This window comes from Mycobacterium tuberculosis H37Rv (assembly GCF_000195955.2).
GTDB classification, from domain to species: Bacteria; Actinomycetota; Actinomycetes; order Mycobacteriales; family Mycobacteriaceae; genus Mycobacterium; species Mycobacterium tuberculosis.
Map to the genome: position 1 here is coordinate 3,442,626 of NC_000962.3, position 15,400 is coordinate 3,458,025.

The following is a 15,400-nucleotide window of genomic DNA, read 5'->3' on the forward strand; positions in this document are numbered from 1 at the left end:
GATCTGCACGACGATACGGCCGGCCGCGAGTTAGGCCAGTCCCGCATCGACCAGCAGACGTGACAGCCCGAGTTCGGCGCACTTCGTGGCTACCGGCGCCAGTTCGTTTCGCGCATCGGATTCCCGTCCGGTGGCGGCAAGCGTTTCGATATGAAGTATTTGCGCCTGCAGCGCCGCCAGCGGTCTGCGCGTACCGTCGATGGCGGCGGCGAGAGCACCGGCCCGTTGGCAGGCTTGGTCACGATCGGCGGAGTCGCCGGCGGACAACAGGCGCACCGCGGAGTCCTCGTCGAGTTCGGCTGTCATGGTGGCGATTCCATTGTCGCGGGGGATGGTGCGGGGTGCCAGCAAATCGGCGGCCACCGCCGCAGGTAGCGCGATGCCCAGCCGGATCCGCTCGTTGTTGATTCGGGCAGCCAGGCGCGGCAGCCCCAGCTGGACGGCAGTATCGCCTCCGGTGGACAGGCGATCAGCCGCACCCTCATGATCCCCCTGGGCCGCCTTGACCCGCGCGCCGATCACGTACCTGGCGGCCAGGTAGTCCACTGCACCCCCCTCGGAACCCAGCAGATAGCTCTCGTCCATGAGACGACCAGCCCCGGCCAGATCGCCGGTCTCGTAGAGCAATTCGGCGAGCAGCGAACCCGCAAGCCGCGCCGCGTGCGAGTGGGCCCCCACTGCCGTGCCGACCTCGAACGCCGTTCGGAAGTTCTGTAGCGCAGCGACAATGTCGAGCCGATTCCTGGCCGCCATGCCGCGCAAGCACTGCGCATAAACGGTGCCGAACGGTCCCATCATTTCCTGGTAGGGCGCGGCCCAGTCCAGCAGTGGATATACCTCGGCGAACTCGAAGCGGCAGATCGCGGCCAACGCCGCGGTGTTGCCGGCGGTCCCGGGGACTCGCGGGGGCAGGGTGTCCGGTCTCGACATTGCCTCGGCGAGAAGGTCATCCACGCGCTCGACCCGGTCTGCGAACACCTCGGCGACCGCCCGCAACACGTCTGCCTCGGCCCGCAGATCCGCCTGCGTCGCCTCGGGAAGCTCGGCCCGGCCAAGGGCCGTTTCGAAACGATTCAGGGCACCGGTGGCCGGCGCCGGCCGTTGCAGCAGAATGTTCGCCCACGCGATGGCGAGTTGGAGCCGGGCCCGTGAAACCACCATCGACGTCGGCAGTTTCTGCACGATTGCCAGAAGTGTGGTCATCTTTGACTGCTCCGGCAGGTTCGTTTCATCCTGCTCGACAAGATCGACGGCGCGCGCGGGATCGCCCGCGGCCAGTGCATGGTCGACGGCTTCGTGCAGGTAGCCGTTCTCGGCGAACCAGGCCGATGCCCTGCGGTGCAGTTCCGCCACCCGGTGCGACCCGCCACGTTCGAGGCGACGGTGGAGAAAGTCGGCGAACATTTGGTGGAAGCGAAACCAATTCGGGTCGTCTTCGGTCCGTTGCAGGAACAAGCCGCGGTGCTCGGCCTCTTCCAGCATCGCCCGCCCATTGGTGATCCCGGCCAGCGCCGAGGCCAGCCCGCCGCACGTGCGTTCGGTGACCGATGCCACCAGTAGGAATTCGCGCAGTTCGGGTTCCAGGGTGTCCAGCACGTTTTCGCTCAGGAATTCGTGGATCACGTCACTGGCGCCGGAAAGTCCGCGCAGGAGTTGGGTCGCGTCGCCCCCGCCGCGCAGCGACAGCGCGGCCAGCCGCAGCGCCGCGGCCCACCCGTCGGTAGAGGTAGTCAGCGCCTGCACGTCTGCGCGCGGCAATCGCAGACCACCAGCATCGTTCAGCAGCGCGGCGGCCTCGTCGGTATCGAAGCGCAAAGCAGCCGAATCGATCTCGGCTAGTTCGTCGCCGATCCGCAACCTGCCCACCGGCAAACCGGCGCGAGACCAGCTGGTCACGATGAGCTGCAGGTGGTGACATCCGTTGTCCAGCAGGAAACCCAGGGCAGCTTGGGTGCGGCTGTCGGACACCCGATGCCAGTCGTCGATCACCACCGCGATCCGGTCGTCGTTTTCGTGGATTTCGTCGATCAGCGAAGTCAACACGTAGCGGCCGGCGTCATCCCCATGCTCTTCGAGCACGTGCCCCAACGACTCGGCCAGCGTGGGCCGGACCCGCCGGATCGACTCGAGCAGGTGCGACAAGAACCACACCTCGTTGTTGTCGTCGTTGTCGATTGTCAGCCAGGCGACCGCGGCGCCGTCGCGCGAGAGCTCTTCCCGCCATTGCGCCGCCAGGGTGCTTTTGCCGAATCCCGAGGGCGCGTGGATGAGGATCAGCCGGCGCCGTCCGCCGGCGCGCAGGATGTCGGTGAGCCGGCTGCGGGTGACCAGCGAGCCGGTGGGCACCGACGGCCGGTACTTGGTCGCGGGTGTCGGAGGCGTCGGGACCGTCGGGGTGCCGCCGCCGGTATGCCGATGCGCCGCGTGCGCCTCGGGCGAGCGTCGGCGTTCCACGCCCAGCTCGACGGGGAGGGGCATCTCGTCGACGCTGACGCCGTTGCGGCGCTGAACGTCGCGAAGCTCCTCGCCAACGTCTGCCGCGGTCGCGGGACGATCCGCCGGATGGCGGGCCATCGCCCGTTCGATGGCGGCGGCCACGTCCGCGGGCAGTCCCTGCTTCCGCAGGTCGGGGATCGGCTGCGAGGTGATCCGCAGGAACTGGGCGATCACCCGCTCACCGCTGCGGCGCTCGTAGGCGGCATGGCCGGTCAGCGCACAGAACAACGTCGCGCCCAGGGAGTACACGTCAGAGGCGGGCGTCGGCGATGCTCCTTCGAGAACTTCCGGCGCGGTGAAAGCCGGGGAACCGGCAATCACCCCGGTCGCCGTCTCGAAACCCCCGGCGATTCTGGCGATTCCGAAATCGGTCAGCTGCGGTTCCCCGTAGTCGGTCAGCAGGATATTCCCCGGCTTCACGTCACGGTGCAGGGTGCCGACGCGATGCGCGGCTTCCAGCGCTCCCGCGAGCTTGACGCCGATCGACAGCGTCTCGCGCCAGTCCAGCGGCCCGTGCCGGCGAATCAGCGTCTCCAACGAATTCTTGGCGTGGTAGGGCATCACGATGAAGGGCCGCCCACCCGCCAACACGCCCACCTGCAAGACGGTCACGATGTGCGGGTGCCCGGAAAGGCGGCCCATGGCCCGCTGCTCGCGCAGGAAGCGCTCGAGATTGTCCCGATCCAGGTCGGTGCTCAATACCTTGACGGCGACGGCGCGGTCCAGCGAGGGCTGGACGCAGCGGTAGACGACGCCGAATCCGCCGCGCCCGATCTCCTCGACATTGTCGAATCCAGCCTCAAGCAGTTCCGCGGGAATATTCGGGACCAGGTCCCGCCGCGTCGCGTGCGGATCAACGTCGGTCATCGACGGTCACTATCCTCGGCCGGGAGGGTATCACCACCAGTTTCATCGCCGGTGACCCCACACTATCGCCAAGCCGCGGCGTCGCGGCTCGATACCCACCGCACGCAAAAGCTCCGTTCCCAGACCAACGGAGGGAAGGACCGGCACCAGTTGACATACGAGCAGTTCGCTCGTATGTTGACGCTGATGGGGCCGAGCGATCTGTGGACGGTGGAACGCGCGGCGCGCCATTGGGGCGTGAGCGCGTCGCGCGCTCGCGCTATCCTGTCGAGCCGCCACATTCACCGGGTCAGCGGCTACCCCGCGCAGGCGATCAAGGCGGTCACCCTGCGCCAGGGTGCGCGCACCGACCTCAAAACCGCCAACCATCTCGTGCCGGCCGCACAAGCGTTCACCATGGCCGAGACGGGTGCCGCGATCGGAGAGACCGAAGATGAGCGGGCACGACTGCGCATTTTCTTCGAGTTCCTCCGCGGCGCCGATGAGACCGGGACATCCGCGCTCGATCTCATCGTTGACGAGCCCGCGCTGATCGGTGAGCACCGGTTCGATGCTTTGTTGGCCGCGGCTGCGGAATACATTTCGGCGCGCTGGGGCCGGCCTGGACCCTTGTGGTCGGTGAGTATCGAACGGTTTCTGGACACGGCCTGGTGGGTCAGCGACCTCCCGTCGGCACGAGCGTTTGCCGCCGTGTGGACGCCGGCGCCGTTCCGGCGCCGCGGCATTTACCTAGATCGCCACGACCTCACGAGCGATGGAGTGTGTGTCATGCCCGAACCGGTGTTCAACCGAACCGAGCTCCAGCGGGCGTTCACTGCCCTGGCGGCCAAGCTGGAACGCAGAGGCGTTGTCGGTCAGGTGCACGTTGTCGGCGGGGCGGCGATGCTACTCGCCTACAACTCCCGTGTCACCACTCGCGATATCGACGCGTTGTTCTCAACTGACGGGCCTATGCTCGAAGCGATTCGTGAGGTCGCTGACGAAATGGGTTGGCCGCGAACGTGGCTCAACAATCAGGCCAGCGGTTACGTCTCCCGCACACCAGGTGAAGGCGCCCCCGTTTTCGATCACCCATTCCTGCATGTCGTAGCCACACCCGCGCAGCACCTTCTCGCGATGAAAGTCGTTGCGGCACGCGGCGTGCGTGACGGCGAAGACATTCGCCTCCTGCTCGATCGGCTGCGAATCACCAGCGCGGCCGGCGTATGGGAGATTGTCGCACGCTACTTTCCCGCCGAAACCATCACCGACCGGTCGAGGCTCCTCGTCGAGGACCTCCTCAACCAATAGCAGACCACTAGCAGTGAAGCCGCGGCCGCCGCGCGCAGCACCCCAGTGTCATGGATTATCCATGATTCGGGCGTCCCCAATGCGAACCGCTTCTGTCAGTCGGGGCTGGGGTTTCACCACCCGTTTCACCGACCGCTGACCCCACCATAGGCTCGATACTGCCGGGGTGTCATCCCAAACCAGCGCCGGCACGACCGGTTGAGCGCGCTCTGCTCGGAATAGCCGAGCAGCACCGCGATTTGGCTCAGATACAACCCCGGTTGGGCGAGGTACCTTGCCGCTTGCGCACGGCGTTCGCGCTCGATGAGGTCATGGCACCGGAGGCCCTCGGCAGCCAAGCGCCGCTGCAGCGTTCGTGGGTGCATGTCGAGTTGGTCGGCGATGGCCTCGGCGCTGCATTGGCCGGTCGGCAGCAGGCGGCGGGCCAACCCGACGACCCGCTCGGAGAGCGTGGCATCGCTCGGAAGGTATTGGGATTCCAAATATTTCGTGGCGATGCGCTTGGTTTCCGGATCCGCATGGTCGATGGGCCTACCGGCGAGCCGGTGGTCCACCTCGAACCCGCACCATGTCCGGCCGAACCGAACGGTACAACCCAACGCTTCGCGGTAGGCGGCGTCGGTGCCCAGTTGCGCATGTCGGAACGAGAAAACGCGCGCCCGCGCCTGCGGTCCGCCCAGCAGGCGGATCATCCGGGCGGCGTTGGCCATGCTCAGCTCGTATCCCTGCAGCGGATAGGGAATCCCCGGTTCGGTCACCTCATAGCCGAACCGGACGTTGGACCGTGCGGTAGTTGATGAAACCGTCAGCGTCAGGGCGGGCGAATGGACGTAGAGGTAGCGACCGATCGCCTCCAGCCCGCCGAACAAGGTGGCAGCGTTGCGCGCGATCACCGCTACCGGGCCGAGAATGCCCAGGCCCTGCCAGCGTGCAAGGCGTAGTCCGAAGTCCGGGCAATCGAGCTCGGCGGCGCTGGCCTCCAGCATGCGCACGAACCCGGCCAGCGACATGAACGCGTCCTCTTGGTGTTCGATGCCCGGCGGGATGTCGAAGCGCCGCAGAAACGGCAGCGGGTCCGCGCCGAGCTCGCGCATCAGGTCGGTGTACCCCCACAGGTTGGTGGCGCGGATGAGGCTGCCCAGCTCCATCACCTCCTGTCGGAAAATGATAAAAGGCTGTCGCAAAGTGTCAATACGTGGCGGGGGTCCTCCACCATGCTGGAGCCATGAACCAGCATTTCGACGTCCTGATCATCGGCGCCGGCCTATCCGGCATCGGGACGGCCTGTCACGTGACGGCCGAGTTCCCCGACAAGACAATCGCCCTCCTGGAACGACGGGAGCGCCTGGGCGGCACCTGGGACTTGTTCCGCTACCCGGGAGTTCGTTCGGACTCCGACATGTTCACCTTCGGCTACAAGTTCCGCCCGTGGCGCGACGTGAAGGTGCTCGCCGACGGCGCGTCGATCCGGCAGTACATCGCCGACACCGCCACGGAGTTCGGCGTCGACGAGAAGATTCACTACGGCCTGAAGGTCAACACCGCCGAGTGGTCGAGCCGGCAGTGCCGTTGGACCGTCGCGGGCGTGCACGAGGCGACCGGCGAAACCCGGACCTACACCTGCGATTACCTCATCAGCTGCACCGGCTACTACAACTACGACGCGGGTTATCTGCCGGACTTCCCCGGCGTGCACCGGTTCGGCGGCCGGTGCGTGCACCCGCAGCACTGGCCCGAAGACCTCGATTATTCCGGCAAGAAGGTCGTCGTCATCGGCAGCGGCGCAACGGCGGTCACTTTGGTTCCGGCGATGGCCGGCTCCAACCCCGGCAGTGCCGCGCACGTGACGATGCTGCAGCGATCCCCGTCGTACATCTTCTCGCTGCCGGCGGTCGACAAGATCTCCGAAGTCCTGGGCCGCTTCCTGCCGGATCGCTGGGTCTACGAGTTTGGCCGCAGGCGCAACATCGCCATCCAGCGAAAGCTCTACCAGGCCTGCCGGCGCTGGCCCAAGCTGATGCGGCGATTGCTGCTGTGGGAGGTACGACGCCGCCTCGGCCGCTCCGTGGACATGAGCAACTTCACCCCGAACTACCTGCCGTGGGACGAGCGGTTGTGCGCCGTGCCCAACGGCGATCTGTTTAAGACGCTGGCCTCGGGCGCGGCGTCGGTGGTGACCGATCAGATCGAGACCTTCACCGAGAAGGGCATCCTGTGCAAGTCCGGCCGGGAGATCGAGGCCGACATCATCGTCACCGCGACCGGTCTGAACATCCAGATGCTGGGCGGGATGCGACTCATCGTGGACGGCGCCGAATACCAGCTGCCGGAGAAGATGACCTATAAGGGTGTGCTGCTGGAAAACGCCCCCAATCTGGCCTGGATCATCGGCTACACCAACGCGTCATGGACCCTGAAGTCCGACATCGCCGGCGCCTACCTGTGCCGGCTGCTGCGGCACATGGCCGACAACGGCTACACGGTGGCAACGCCGCGCGATGCGCAGGACTGCGCGCTGGACGTTGGCATGTTCGACCAGCTGAACTCCGGCTATGTGAAGCGCGGCCAGGACATCATGCCGCGCCAGGGCTCCAAGCATCCGTGGAGGGTGCTCATGCACTACGAGAAGGACGCCAAGATCCTGCTCGAAGACCCCATCGATGACGGCGTGCTGCACTTCGCCGCAGCGGCCCAAGACCACGCGGCGGCCTGAGCATCATGAACCTGCGCAAAAACGTCATCCGGTCCGTATTACGTGGTGCCCGGCCACTGTTCGCTTCCCGCCGGCTGGGTATTGCCGGCCGTCGAGTCCTGCTGGCGACGCTGACGGCCGGCGCGCGCGCCCCCAAGGGCACCCGCTTTCAGCGCGTCAGCATCGCCGGTGTCCCGGTCCAGCGGGTGCAACCCCCCCATGCGGCAACCAGCGGGACGCTGATCTACCTGCACGGCGGTGCCTACGCCCTGGGCAGCGCCCGGGGCTACCGCGGCCTGGCCGCCCAGCTCGCGGCGGCGGCCGGAATGACGGCGCTGGTCCCCGACTACACCCGCGCACCGCACGCCCACTATCCAGTGGCCCTCGAAGAGATGGCTGCGGTGTACACCCGCTTGCTCGACGACGGGCTCGACCCGAAAACGACCGTCATCGCCGGTGATTCGGCTGGCGGAGGGTTGACCCTGGCGCTGGCCATGGCGCTGCGCGATCGCGGCATCCAGGCCCCGGCCGCACTCGGCCTGATCTGCCCGTGGGCCGATCTCGCCGTCGACATCGAAGCGACGCGACCGGCGCTGCGCGATCCGCTCATTCTTCCGTCGATGTGCACCGAATGGGCGCCGCGCTACGTAGGGTCCTCCGATCCGCGGCTGCCCGGTATCTCCCCGGTCTACGGCGACATGAGCGGCCTGCCGCCCATCGTCATGCAGACCGCGGGCGACGATCCGATCTGCGTTGACGCGGACAAGATCGAAACCGCCTGCGCCGCTTCGAAAACAAGCATCGAGCATCGCCGGTTCGCGGGCATGTGGCACGACTTCCATCTGCAGGTCAGTCTGCTCCCCGAAGCCCGCGACGCGATCGCCGACCTCGGGGCAAGGCTGCGCGGCCACCTCCACCAATCGCAGGGACAACCACGGGGAGTAGTCAAATGAGCTCATTCGAAGGCAAGGTCGCCGTCATCACCGGGGCCGGCTCGGGCATCGGCAGAGCGTTGGCACTCAACCTCTCCGAGAAGCGCGCAAAGCTTGCCCTTTCCGATGTCGACACCGACGGGCTGGCCAAAACCGTGCGCCTGGCTCAAGCGCTCGGCGCGCAGGTGAAGTCGGACCGGCTCGACGTCGCCGAACGCGAGGCGGTGCTGGCCCACGCCGACGCCGTCGTCGCACATTTCGGCACCGTGCACCAGGTCTACAACAACGCCGGCATCGCGTACAACGGCAACGTCGACAAGTCGGAGTTCAAGGACATCGAGCGCATCATCGACGTCGACTTCTGGGGCGTCGTCAACGGCACCAAAGCCTTTCTGCCGCACGTGATTGCCTCCGGCGACGGACACATCGTCAACATCTCCAGCCTGTTCGGGCTGATCGCGGTGCCCGGGCAAAGCGCCTACAACGCGGCCAAGTTCGCGGTGCGCGGCTTCACCGAGGCGCTGCGCCAGGAGATGCTGGTCGCCAGGCATCCGGTCAAGGTGACGTGCGTGCATCCCGGCGGCATCAAAACCGCCGTCGCGCGCAACGCCACCGTGGCCGACGGCGAGGACCAGCAGACGTTCGCGGAGTTCTTCGACCGCCGGCTGGCGCTGCATTCGCCGGAGATGGCCGCCAAAACCATCGTCAACGGAGTCGCCAAGGGCCAGGCCCGCGTCGTGGTCGGCCTGGAGGCCAAAGCCGTCGATGTGCTCGCGCGCATCATGGGCTCGTCGTATCAGCGGCTGGTTGCCGCCGGCGTCGCCAAGTTCTTCCCCTGGGCCAAGTAGGCCCATAGAGTTCTAGAAAGGGACACCACGATGAAAACCACCGCGGCGGTACTGTTCGAGGCGGGCAAACCGTTCGAGCTGATGGAGCTCGATCTCGACGGGCCGGGTCCGGGCGAGGTGTTGGTCAAATACACCGCCGCCGGGCTGTGCCATTCCGACCTGCACCTCACCGATGGTGATTTACCACCGCGGTTCCCGATCGTGGGCGGCCACGAAGGGTCCGGGGTCATCGAGGAGGTGGGTGCCGGCGTCACCAGGGTCAAGCCCGGAGACCACGTGGTGTGCAGCTTCATCCCGAACTGCGGGACTTGCCGCTACTGCTGCACCGGCCGGCAGAACCTGTGCGACATGGGGGCCACCATCCTGGAGGGCTGCATGCCGGACGGCAGTTTCCGATTCCATTCCCAGGGAACAGATTTCGGCGCCATGTGCATGCTGGGCACGTTCGCCGAGCGGGCCACCGTCTCGCAGCATTCGGTGGTGAAGGTGGACGACTGGCTGCCACTGGAAACCGCGGTGCTGGTGGGCTGCGGCGTGCCGTCCGGTTGGGGCACCGCGGTCAATGCCGGAAACCTGCGGGCCGGCGACACCGCCGTCATCTACGGCGTCGGCGGCCTGGGCATCAACGCGGTCCAGGGCGCGACCGCCGCCGGCTGTAAGTACGTCGTGGTGGTGGACCCGGTGGCTTTCAAGCGCGAGACCGCGCTCAAGTTCGGCGCCACCCATGCCTTCGCCGACGCCGCCAGCGCGGCGGCCAAGGTCGACGAACTCACCTGGGGGCAGGGCGCCGACGCGGCGCTGATCCTGGTGGGCACCGTCGACGACGAGGTGGTCTCGGCCGCGACCGCGGTGATCGGCAAGGGCGGCACCGTCGTCATCACCGGGCTGGCGGACCCGGCCAAACTCACCGTGCACGTCTCCGGAACCGATTTGACGCTGCACGAGAAAACGATCAAGGGCTCGCTGTTCGGTTCCTGCAATCCGCAATACGACATCGTGCGGCTGCTGCGCCTCTACGACGCCGGCCAGCTGATGCTGGACGAACTCGTGACCACCACCTACAACCTCGAACAGGTGAACCAGGGCTACCAGGATCTGCGGGACGGCAAGAACATTCGGGGCGTGATCGTGCACTGACCAGCTTCCACCAACCACGAATCCAGAGAGGACGATGATGCGCAGGCTCAACGGCGTTGACGCGCTGATGCTGTATCTCGACGGCGGCAGCGCCTACAACCACACCCTCAAGATCAGCGTGCTCGACCCGTCGACCGACCCGGACGGCTGGTCGTGGCCGAAGGCGCGGCAGATGTTCGAGGAGCGCGCCCACCTGCTTCCGGTCTTCCGGCTGCGGTACCTGCCCACACCGCTGGGCCTGCATCACCCGATCTGGGTCGAGGATCCCGAATTCGACCTCGACGCGCACGTGCGCCGGGTCGTCTGTCCCGCCCCGGGCGGGATGGCGGAATTCTGCGCGCTCGTCGAGCAGATCTACGCCCACCCGCTGGATCGCGACCGCCCGCTGTGGCAGACCTGGGTGGTCGAGGGCCTCGACGGCGGCCGCGTCGCCCTGGTCACGCTGCTGCACCACGCCTACTCCGACGGCGTCGGCGTGCTGGACATGCTCGCCGCGTTCTACAACGACACGCCTGACGAGGCCCCCGTGGTTGCGCCCCCGTGGGAGCCGCCGCCGCTGCCGTCCACCCGGCAACGCCTCGGTTGGGCCCTGCGGGACCTGCCCTCCAGGCTCGGCAAGATCGCGCCGACCGTGCGGGCCGTTCGTGATCGGGTGCGCATCGAACGGGAGTTCGCCAAAGACGGCGACCGGCGCGTCCCGCCCACGTTCGACCGCTCCGCACCGCCGGGCCCGTTTCAGCGCGGGCTGTCGCGCAGCCGGCGGTTCTCCTGCGAATCGTTCCCGCTCGCCGAGGTTCGCGAGGTGAGCAAGACGCTGGGCGTCACCATCAACGACGTCTTTTTGGCGTGTGTGGCCGGTGCCGTTCGTCGCTATCTGGAGCGTTGCGGCTCCCCTCCCACCGACGCGATGGTGGCCACGATGCCGCTCGCGGTCACCCCGGCGGCCGAGCGCGCCCACCCCGGCAACTACTCGTCGGTCGACTACGTCTGGCTACGCGCCGACATCGCCGACCCGCTCGAGCGGCTACACGCGACCCACCTCGCCGCCGAGGCCACCAAGCAGCACTTCGCCCAGACCAAGGACGCCGACGTCGGCGCGGTGGTCGAGCTGCTGCCGGAACGCCTCATCTCGGGCCTGGCGCGTGCCAACGCGCGCACCAAGGGCCGCTTCGACACCTTCAAGAACGTGGTCGTGTCCAACGTGCCGGGGCCGCGTGAGCCGCGGTATCTCGGCCGCTGGCGCGTCGACCAGTGGTTTTCCACCGGGCAGATCTCCCACGGCGCCACGCTCAACATGACCGTCTGGAGCTATTGCGACCAGTTCAACCTGTGCGTAATGGCCGACGCAGTCGCGGTTCGGAACACCTGGGAATTGCTCGGCGGCTTCCGCGCCTCGCACGAGGAGCTGCTCGCGGCGGCCCGTGCCCAAGCCACGCCCAAGGAGATGGCCACATGACCCGCATCAATCCGATCGATCTGTCCTTCCTGCTGCTGGAGCGGGCCAACCGGCCCAACCACATGGCCGCCTACACGATCTTCGAAAAGCCGAAAGGACAGAAATCGTCGTTCGGGCCGCGCCTGTTCGATGCCTACCGGCACAGCCAGGCGGCCAAGCCCTTCAATCACAAGCTGAAATGGCTGGGCACAGATGTTGCGGCGTGGGAAACCGTCGAGCCCGACATGGGCTATCACATTCGACACCTCGCCCTGCCCGCACCGGGTTCCATGCAGCAGTTCCACGAAACGGTCTCGTTCCTCAACACCGGCCTGCTCGATAGGGGCCACCCGATGTGGGAGTGCTACATCATCGACGGCATCGAGCGCGGCCGGATCGCGATCCTGCTCAAGGTGCACCACGCGCTCATCGACGGTGAAGGCGGCCTGCGCGCGATGCGCAACTTCCTCTCCGATTCACCGGACGACACGACGCTGGCCGGTCCCTGGATGTCGGCGCAGGGCGCCGACCGGCCACGGCGCACCCCCGCCACGGTGTCGCGCAGGGCGCAACTGCAAGGACAACTGCAAGGAATGATCAAGGGGCTGACCAAGCTGCCGAGCGGCCTGTTCGGCGTCAGCGCGGACGCGGCGGACCTTGGTGCGCAGGCACTGAGCCTCAAGGCGCGCAAGGCGTCCCTGCCCTTCACGGCGCGACGCACTCTGTTCAACAACACGGCGAAATCGGCGGCGCGCGCGTACGGGAACGTCGAGTTGCCGCTCGCCGACGTCAAGGCCCTGGCCAAGGCGACCGGCACCTCGGTCAACGACGTGGTGATGACGGTCATCGACGACGCGCTGCACCACTACCTCGCCGAACACCAGGCGTCCACCGACCGGCCGCTGGTGGCGTTCATGCCGATGTCGCTGCGTGAGAAGTCGGGCGAGGGCGGTGGCAACCGGGTGAGCGCCGAACTGGTCCCGATGGGTGCACCCAAGGCGAGTCCCGTTGAGCGCCTTAAGGAAATCAACGCGGCGACCACACGCGCGAAGGACAAAGGGCGCGGCATGCAAACGACGTCCCGCCAGGCCTACGCGCTGCTACTGCTCGGCAGCCTGACGGTGGCGGACGCCCTGCCCCTGCTCGGCAAGTTGCCGAGCGCGAATGTGGTGATATCAAACATGAAGGGGCCCACCGAGCAGCTCTACCTTGCCGGTGCGCCGCTGGTGGCGTTCAGTGGCCTGCCCATCGTGCCGCCGGGCGCCGGGCTTAACGTCACCTTCGCCAGCATCAACACCGCGCTGTGCATCGCCATCGGCGCGGCACCGGAAGCCGTGCACGAACCCTCCCGGCTGGCCGAACTGATGCAACGGGCATTCACCGAGCTCCAAACCGAAGCCGGCACAACGAGTCCCACAACATCGAAGTCGAGAACCCCATGAAGAACATTGGCTGGATGCTCAGACAACGCGCGACCGTCTCGCCGCGGCTGCAAGCCTACGTCGAGCCGTCCACCGACGTCCGGATGACCTACGCGCAGATGAACGCGCTGGCGAACCGGTGCGCCGACGTGCTCACCGCGCTGGGGATCGCCAAGGGCGACCGCGTGGCATTGCTGATGCCCAACAGCGTCGAGTTCTGTTGCCTGTTCTATGGCGCGGCCAAGCTCGGCGCGGTAGCGGTCCCTATCAACACCCGCCTCGCCGCACCCGAGGTGAGTTTCATCCTGTCCGACAGCGGCAGCAAGGTGGTGATCTACGGTGCGCCGTCGGCGCCGGTGATCGACGCCATCAGGGCGCAGGCCGACCCTCCGGGCACGGTCACCGACTGGATAGGCGCCGACTCGTTGGCCGAACGCCTGAGGTCGGCGGCCGCAGACGAGCCGGCGGTCGAATGCGGCGGCGATGACAACTTGTTCATCATGTACACCTCGGGCACCACCGGACATCCCAAGGGAGTGGTGCATACCCACGAATCGGTGCATTCGGCGGCCAGTTCCTGGGCCTCGACGATCGACGTGCGCTACCGCGACCGCCTGCTGCTACCGCTGCCGATGTTCCACGTGGCGGCGTTGACGACGGTCATCTTCAGCGCCATGCGCGGCGTCACGCTGATCTCGATGCCGCAGTTCGATGCGACGAAGGTGTGGTCACTGATCGTCGAGGAGCGGGTCTGTATCGGTGGCGCCGTGCCGGCGATCCTCAACTTCATGCGCCAGGTGCCCGAGTTCGCCGAACTCGACGCGCCCGACTTCCGCTACTTCATCACCGGTGGCGCGCCCATGCCGGAGGCCCTGATCAAGATCTATGCCGCCAAGAACATCGAGGTCGTGCAGGGTTACGCACTCACCGAATCCTGTGGCGGCGGCACCCTGCTGCTCAGCGAAGACGCGCTGCGCAAAGCCGGCTCGGCCGGACGCGCCACCATGTTCACCGACGTGGCCGTGCGCGGTGACGACGGCGTGATCCGCGAGCACGGCGAAGGCGAAGTCGTGATCAAGTCCGACATCCTGCTCAAGGAATACTGGAATCGCCCGGAGGCCACCCGCGACGCTTTCGACAACGGTTGGTTCCGGACCGGCGACATCGGCGAAATCGATGATGAGGGCTATCTTTACATCAAGGACCGGCTGAAGGACATGATCATTTCCGGCGGCGAGAACGTCTACCCGGCCGAGATCGAAAGTGTGATCATCGGCGTTCCCGGGGTCAGCGAGGTGGCGGTCATCGGCTTGCCCGACGAGAAGTGGGGCGAGATCGCCGCCGCCATCGTCGTTGCCGACCAGAACGAGGTCAGCGAGCAGCAGATCGTCGAGTACTGCGGAACCAGGCTCGCACGCTACAAGCTGCCCAAGAAGGTGATCTTCGCCGAGGCCATCCCCCGCAACCCGACCGGCAAGATCCTCAAAACGGTGCTGCGCGAACAGTATTCGGCGACGGTGCCGAAGTGATGCACGGCCCGAGCCGCTAGGACGGCGCGAGCCGCACGATGCCGGGAACGAGGTAGCGCGCAACGTACGCACGCAGCCCCTCGTCGTCATCGAGCGGGATCGGGCCCTCCGGCGCAGCGACCGGTAATCCGTTGCCGTTGAGTGTGTTTGAGTTGCCCGTTCATGCGGCGGCGCTCGTCGATCTCCTCTTGCACCAGGGCCTCGACCGCCAGCCGCGAGCCGGTGATCCGGTCGTAGCTTCGGGTCCAGCGGCCGCCGCGGCTTGTCGCCCCATGCGGTTTGGATCACCCGCCGCGTGCTGCGGCTGGTGTCCAGCCAGGCGATTGCCCGCGCTCGCACCCGCTCGGCGCGCGGGTTGTCGGCGACCCCGAAGATGACCTCGGCGACGATGTCGAGCGCGATCGGGCCGGCGCGGTCTCGGAAACGGACCTCCTCGCCCATTGGCCAGGTGGCGAGCGCCTTTCGGTCACGCGTTCCATGGCCCGCTCGTAGGACCTCAGCGCCTTTCCGCGGAAGGGCGGGCTGGCGTAGCGCCGGTCGGCGCGGTGCCTTCCATGCTGACCAGCGTGTGCTCGCCGAAGATCGCGTGGTGAGCCGGTCCATCGCCGGGGTCAGCTGAAGGACCGAGTTGCTCGCCGTGAAGACCCTCTTCACGTCTTCGGGATTGGGTCACGCACAGCGCGTCGACGGCTCCAGGCACGTTGAACAGGAAGCGATCAACCGAGTTTTGTGGTGCGCGCGTAAAACCGCTGG

At 66.8% G+C, this 15,400-nt stretch carries 10 protein-coding genes; 8 read left to right on the forward strand and 2 right to left on the reverse strand.

All coding sequences use genetic code 11. The features are described 5' to 3' along the window. Window positions 1-30: 30 nt before the first annotated feature. Window positions 31-3,363 carry a serine/threonine-protein kinase PknK gene (gene pknK, locus Rv3080c; protein ID NP_217596.1) on the reverse strand — a complete coding sequence of 1,111 codons (3,333 nt, stop codon included), beginning with the start codon at window positions 3,361-3,363 and terminating at the stop codon, window positions 31-33. Between the two features lie 51 nt (window positions 3,364-3,414). On the opposite strand from pknK, the gene Rv3081 reads away from it, so the two are divergent. Next, a complete protein-coding gene (locus Rv3081; RefSeq protein NP_217597.1) occupies window positions 3,415-4,653 on the forward strand; it encodes a hypothetical protein in 1,239 nt (412 codons plus the stop codon). A 125-nt stretch (window positions 4,654-4,778) separates the two neighbouring features. On the opposite strand, the gene virS is transcribed toward Rv3081, so the two are convergent. Then, window positions 4,779-5,801, reverse strand: coding sequence for an HTH-type transcriptional regulator VirS (gene virS / locus Rv3082c; protein NP_217598.1), 1,023 nt, complete (start codon window positions 5,799-5,801; stop codon window positions 4,779-4,781). A gap of 77 nt (window positions 5,802-5,878) precedes the next feature. On the opposite strand from virS, the gene Rv3083 reads away from it, so the two are divergent. The 7 genes from Rv3083 to fadD13 are packed head-to-tail and all read left to right on the forward strand — an operon-like array spanning window position 5,879 to window position 14,647. Further along, window positions 5,879-7,366, forward strand: coding sequence for an FAD-containing monooxygenase MymA (locus Rv3083; protein NP_217599.1), 1,488 nt, complete (start codon window positions 5,879-5,881; stop codon window positions 7,364-7,366). Window positions 7,367-7,371: 5 nt separating this feature from the next. Then, the gene (gene lipR / locus Rv3084; protein ID NP_217600.1) at window positions 7,372-8,298 is read left to right on the forward strand and encodes an acetyl-hydrolase LipR; all 927 of its coding nucleotides are present in this window, start codon (window positions 7,372-7,374) and stop codon (window positions 8,296-8,298) included. Then, window positions 8,295-9,125 (forward strand): oxidoreductase SadH, encoded by an 831-nt coding sequence (locus Rv3085; RefSeq protein ID NP_217601.1) that lies wholly within the window; start codon window positions 8,295-8,297, stop codon window positions 9,123-9,125. Before lipR ends, Rv3085 begins: the two co-directional genes overlap by 4 nt. A 30-nt stretch (window positions 9,126-9,155) precedes the next feature. Beyond that, window positions 9,156-10,262, forward strand: a complete 1,107-nt coding sequence (adhD, locus tag Rv3086; RefSeq protein ID NP_217602.1) for an alcohol dehydrogenase D — start codon at window positions 9,156-9,158, stop codon at window positions 10,260-10,262. Between the two features lie 37 nt (window positions 10,263-10,299). Further along, entirely contained in the window at window positions 10,300-11,718 is a 1,419-nt protein-coding gene (locus Rv3087) for a diacyglycerol O-acyltransferase (protein ID NP_217603.1), read from the forward strand. Then, window positions 11,715-13,139, forward strand: a complete 1,425-nt coding sequence (gene tgs4 / locus Rv3088; RefSeq protein NP_217604.1) for a diacyglycerol O-acyltransferase — start codon at window positions 11,715-11,717, stop codon at window positions 13,137-13,139. The genes Rv3087 and tgs4 overlap by 4 nt, the downstream gene beginning before the upstream one ends. Beyond that, complete coding sequence (gene fadD13, locus Rv3089; protein ID NP_217605.1) at window positions 13,136-14,647, forward strand: long chain-fatty-acid--CoA ligase FadD13; 1,512 nt, start codon at window positions 13,136-13,138, stop codon at window positions 14,645-14,647. Before tgs4 ends, fadD13 begins: the two co-directional genes overlap by 4 nt. Window positions 14,648-15,400: the final 753 nt, after the last annotated feature.

Coding starts and splice junctions, on each gene's coding strand:
- pknK (NP_217596.1), bottom strand. CDS start 3,363: ATGACCGACGTTGATCCGCACGCGACGCGGCGGGACCTGGTCCCGAAT.
- virS (NP_217598.1), bottom strand. CDS start 5,801: ATGGAGCTGGGCAGCCTCATCCGCGCCACCAACCTGTGGGGGTACACC.
- Rv3083 (NP_217599.1), top strand. CDS start 5,879: ATGAACCAGCATTTCGACGTCCTGATCATCGGCGCCGGCCTATCCGGC.
- lipR (NP_217600.1), top strand. CDS start 7,372: ATGAACCTGCGCAAAAACGTCATCCGGTCCGTATTACGTGGTGCCCGG.
- Rv3085 (NP_217601.1), top strand. CDS start 8,295: ATGAGCTCATTCGAAGGCAAGGTCGCCGTCATCACCGGGGCCGGCTCG.
- adhD (NP_217602.1), top strand. CDS start 9,156: ATGAAAACCACCGCGGCGGTACTGTTCGAGGCGGGCAAACCGTTCGAG.
- Rv3087 (NP_217603.1), top strand. CDS start 10,300: ATGCGCAGGCTCAACGGCGTTGACGCGCTGATGCTGTATCTCGACGGC.
- tgs4 (NP_217604.1), top strand. CDS start 11,715: ATGACCCGCATCAATCCGATCGATCTGTCCTTCCTGCTGCTGGAGCGG.
- fadD13 (NP_217605.1), top strand. CDS start 13,136: ATGAAGAACATTGGCTGGATGCTCAGACAACGCGCGACCGTCTCGCCG.